Genomic DNA, 4,538 nt, shown 5'->3' with positions numbered 1-4,538 from the left:
CTTCTGGGGCGGCGCCGGTTCGGTGGCCTGCCAGGAGTTCATCACCCAGTTGGGCCGCAACTTCCAGGTCATCTACGAACAAGCAAACCAGCACGGGCAGAAGGTGCAAACGGCGGGGAACAACATGAACTCCACCGACAACGCCGTAGGCGGCAGCTGGGCTTAATTGATCAGCACCCCGCTCCAACCCTTTGTGGCCCGCACACCAAACGGTGTGCGGGCCACACCTTTTGGTGCTAGCCCACCAGGTGCGGCGGAACCATGGTGCTACGCAAACCGATTCGATGCATCCCGTCGGCCTCGCGTTCGACCAGACTTGGAAACGTCACTTTGGGCGCACCCCCTGCCGTCGTCGACGCAGCCGGTGTCGCGCCTAAGCCGCTGTTGGGCAACGCAACCGCGCTCGGCGGGCTCACCGAATCGACGGCCGAGCCGGCGCCGGCCCAACCCTGCGGTACCGATAGCCCGTGCAACGAGGCTGCCTGGCCGATGCTGGCTGCCGCCCCCACACCGCCGATCCCGCCGGTGTCGCCCAGTCCTGCTCCTAGGCCTCCGAGCGGCAAAGTTCCCAGGGCTCCTAAACCGCTGGACTCGGTCAACTCATCGGCACCCAAGAAATCGAGGCCCACGCCGAGTACGTCCAATCCAACGCCGCCGCCGTCCAAGCCGACCAGACCGATCCCGTCCTCACCAAATCCGATCGTGTCCTCAATCAGGCCCAGCGACGAATCACCGCCAGCCGCAAGCAAACCACCCAAAGCACCGCCCGCATCTGCGGTATTGCTGGCCGCCTTGACGGCACCTTTGCTCGTCGCGCCGGTCAAGCCCGCGAGCATGCTAGCCGGTGTGGTGACCGCCGATGTCGCGGCTGACGTCCCGGTGCCCAGCGCCACCTGCCCGACCCCGGCCGGCGACGAGCCCGGCGCGGCCAGGCCCTGCAGTGTTTGAGGCACGGACGACAGCGAAGCGACGCTTTGGGCGTGGTTACCGGCCGAAGTGCCGGCAGCTTGGACCGCCGCGGCCGACTGACCGGCCAGACCAGCCGGGTTCGTGCTCGACTTGGGCGTGGTGAACGGCGTCAACCTCGAGGCGACCGCCGAGCTGGCTGCATAGGCGTACATGGCCGCGGCGTCCTGAGCCCACATCTCACCGTAAAGAGCTTCGGTGGCCATGATCGCCGCCGTGTTCTGACCGAGGAAGTTCGTCGCGATCAGCGCCATCAGCTGAGCCCGGTTGGCCGCGACCAGGGACGGCGGCACCGTCATCGCAAAAGCGGCCTCGTATGCGGCGGCTGCAGCCCGGGCCTGGTTTGCCACCTGCTCAAGTTGCGCCGCGGTTGCGCTCATCCAGGTCAAGTACGGGGCAACCGCGGCGGCCATCGACGCCGACGCCGGGCCCTGCCACGACACATCGGTAAGCCCGGTGACCACCGATCCGGCGGCAGCTGCTGTGGTTTGCAGGTCAGCCGCCAGTGCGTCCCACGCCCCCGCAGCCGTCAGCATCGACCCTGCGCCAGGACCGGCATACATGCGACCCGAATTGACCTCCGGCGGAAACGCCCCGTAGTCCATTACCCCTAACCTTCTCTACTTTCGGTGGTGCCGCGGGTCAGCCGGCGGCGAGTGCGTTGGCGGCTTCGGTGGCCGCATAGCACACGGCGTTGGCCTGCAGGGTGCTCACCAGCAACGAGTGAATTTCCTCGGCCACAGCGCTGATAGCCCGGTAACTACCCGCGTGGGCGGCAAACTGCGCCGCCGTCAGCGCCGACACCTCGTCAGCCGCCGCCGGGACTACCCCGCCGGTCAGGCCCGCTGCTCCGTTATTTGCGGCGGCCATCGCCGAACCGATACCAGCAAGATCGCTGGCCGCCGACGACAGCACCTCCGGATGCGTGGTGACAAAAGACGATGAAAACACCGAGTTCTCCAAGGTTTTGATTGCAAGCTGTCTGGATCTTGTGACGGCAGAGTTACGTAAAGCGTTTACACACAATCGGTTAGCGATGCAGCCTCACTTTTGACCTGCGGCTCCCTGTCAACAGCTCTGTTACACAGTGTTTTTGGCGCACGGCGACTTGGCAAGGTCTCTGGTGAGATGCATAGAAAACGCATATCTGACGGTCTCGGCCGCTGCTCGAACGGTCGCCGACACATTTGAGAACGCTATGAGCCTCGTGACAATGGGGTGTGAGCCGGGAACAATGGAGGGACATGGCGACAATGTCGGGTTCTGTGCGTGACCAGCGGCCACGTCAGGCGATCCTCGGTCAGCTGCCCCGGATCACCCGCGGCGACGGGTCGCCCATCCGGGTTTTGCTGGTCGACGACGAACCAGCGTTGACCAACCTGGTCAAAATGGCGCTGCACTATGAAGGCTGGACCGTCGAGGTCGCGCACAACGGTCGGGAGGCCGTGACGAAGTTCGACGAGGTCGGTCCCGACGTGCTCGTCCTCGACATCATGCTTCCCGACATCGACGGCCTGGAGATTCTGCAACGGATCCGCGAGGCCGACGCCTACACCCCGACCCTGTTCCTCACCGCGCGCGACTCGGTGATGGACCGGGTCACCGGCTTGACGGCCGGGGCCGACGACTACATGACCAAGCCGTTCAGCTTGGAGGAGTTGGTCGCCCGGCTGCGCGGACTGCTTCGCCGCTCCAACCATATGGAGGCGCCCGCGCAGGAGGGCCTCAAGGTCGGCGACCTCAGGCTCGACGGCGCCAGCTATGAAGTCGCGCGCGCAGGCAGGCCGATTTCGCTGACCTCAACCGAGTTCGAACTGCTGCGCTTCCTGATGCGCAATCCAGGTCGCGCGCTGACCCGCACCGAAATCCTGGACCGGGTATGGAATTACGACTTCGCGGGACGTACCAGCATCGTTGATCTCTACATCTCGTATCTGCGGAAGAAGATCGACGCCGGCAATGAGCCGATGATCCACACCGTGCGCGGTGTCGGATACATGCTGCGCCCTCCGAAATGAACGGCGCCGGCGACGATGCAGAGCGAAGCGATGAGGAGGAGCGGCGCAAATGAACGGCGCCACTGCCGGACCCTGGTGGCGCCCACGTACCTTGCGCCGCCAACTGGTCCTAGGGGTTTCGGCGGTGGTCACGGTTGTCGTGCTGGTCGTCGGCCTCGCTACCACGCTGAGTTTTCGCAGCTACGTCAATGCAATGAACGATGCTGAAGTCGCAGAATCGCTTGATGGGCTGAGCCATTCGTTCATGCGGTACCGCCACGGTGAATCGGTGCATCACAGCGATCTCGAGCACGCGATGTTGGGATTCACCGGACAGAACGCGGGCAACGTCATCGCCGTGCTCCACAACGGCGAAGTGATCGGCACAGCGGTATTTTTCGAAGACGACCCTCGTCCCGCCACTCCCGATGCCGTCGCCGCCATCAAGGTACAGCCGTGGCAGGACGGGCGGTTACGCACCGTGACACTGGGCAGCCTTGGTTCATTCCGGATGGACAGCCAAAGTGCCGGTCCCGATGATCGCCTCGTCGTCGGCGTCTCGATGGATCTCACCAACAGAATTATCACGCGCCGAATCATTAGTGTCGCAATAGTTTCCGTAGCAGCGTTACTCGTAACAGCGGGTCTCGCCACGTTGGTGGTCACCTACGCGTTGCGCCCGTTGCGCCGTGTCGCCGGAACCGCCGCCGAGGTCGCCGGCACGACACTCACCGGCGACGACCATCGCATCACTGCCAGGGTGCGACCGGAAGACACCGACTCGGACAACGAGGTGGGAATCGTCGGCCACACCTTGAATCGATTACTCGACAACGTCGACGGCGCGCTCGCGCACCGCGCTGAATCTGACCGGCGGATGCGACAATTCATCACCGACGCCAGCCACGAACTGCGCACCCCACTGGCAGCGATCCAGGGCTATTCCGAGCTCACCCGCCAGGACAGCTCCGCATTGCCACCGACCACGGAATACGCGCTGGCCCGCATCGAGTCGGAGGCCCGACGGATGACCTCGCTCGTCGATGAGCTGTTGTTGCTTTCGCGCTTGGGCGAAGGTCAGGATCTGCGTACCGAAGACGTCGACTTGGGCGACCTCGTCCTCAATGCGGTCAACGACGCGGCGGTCGCCGCGCCCAGTCATCGCTGGGTCAAAGACCTACCCGACCAGCCGGTCTGGGTCCGCGGCGACCCTGACCGTCTGCACCAACTCGTCAGCAATCTACTGACCAACGGCTGGGTACATACCCCGTCAGGTGTCACCGTGACGACAGCAATCGCCTGTCACCGGCCTGCTACGGGTGCGCCGTACGCCGAGTTGACGGTGACCGACGATGGGCCCGACATCGAGCGGGATCTGCTCCCGCACTTGTTCGAGCGATTCGTCCTCGCGAAGAACGCCCGATATGACGGCTCCGGAAATGGACTGGGCCTTGCGATTGTCGACTCGATCGTCAAGGCTCATCAGGGCTCGGTGACTGCCGAATCCGGTGAAGGCAAAACCACTTTCCGGGTGTGCTTGCCCATCGTTGAGTAGCGGATCACACTGGCTACAGC

Annotated in this window: 5 protein-coding genes; 3 read left to right on the top strand and 2 right to left on the bottom strand. The window is 64.1% G+C overall.

Annotation, left to right across the window (positions count from 1 at the left end; genetic code table 11):
- A partial coding sequence (locus WBF82_RS09760; protein ID WP_424382841.1) for a WXG100 family type VII secretion target occupies positions 1 to 166 on the top strand: 166 nt, incomplete at its 5' end.
- Positions 167 to 236: 70 nt separating this feature from the next.
- Here WBF82_RS09760 and WBF82_RS09755 read toward each other — a convergent pair.
- Together WBF82_RS09755 and WBF82_RS09750 are read right to left on the bottom strand one after the other, a co-directional pair.
- Positions 237 to 1,571: a PPE family protein gene (locus WBF82_RS09755; RefSeq protein ID WP_424382840.1), complete on the bottom strand. Its 1,335-nt coding sequence runs from the start codon at positions 1,569 to 1,571 to the stop codon at positions 237 to 239.
- Between the two features lie 37 nt (positions 1,572 to 1,608).
- The gene (locus tag WBF82_RS09750) at positions 1,609 to 1,917 is read right to left on the bottom strand and encodes a PE family protein (protein ID WP_424382839.1); all 309 of its coding nucleotides are present in this window, start codon (positions 1,915 to 1,917) and stop codon (positions 1,609 to 1,611) included.
- Positions 1,918 to 2,210: 293 nt separating this feature from the next.
- Here WBF82_RS09750 and WBF82_RS09745 point away from each other — a divergent pair, with 293 nt between their 5' ends.
- Together WBF82_RS09745 and WBF82_RS09740 are read left to right on the top strand one after the other, a co-directional pair.
- Entirely contained in the window at positions 2,211 to 2,984 is a 774-nt protein-coding gene (locus tag WBF82_RS09745) for a response regulator transcription factor (RefSeq protein ID WP_424382838.1), read from the top strand.
- 49 nt (positions 2,985 to 3,033) lie between these two features.
- Positions 3,034 to 4,518: a sensor histidine kinase gene (locus tag WBF82_RS09740; RefSeq protein ID WP_424382837.1), complete on the top strand. Its 1,485-nt coding sequence runs from the start codon at positions 3,034 to 3,036 to the stop codon at positions 4,516 to 4,518.
- The last annotated feature ends 20 nt before the right edge of the window (positions 4,519 to 4,538 follow it).

This window comes from Mycobacterium sp., assembly GCF_049673265.1.
In the GTDB taxonomy this organism is placed as follows: domain Bacteria; phylum Actinomycetota; class Actinomycetes; order Mycobacteriales; family Mycobacteriaceae; genus Mycobacterium.
Note: the sequence above shows the minus strand (reverse complement) of the source record. Positions and strands in the feature narration are given on the sequence as shown.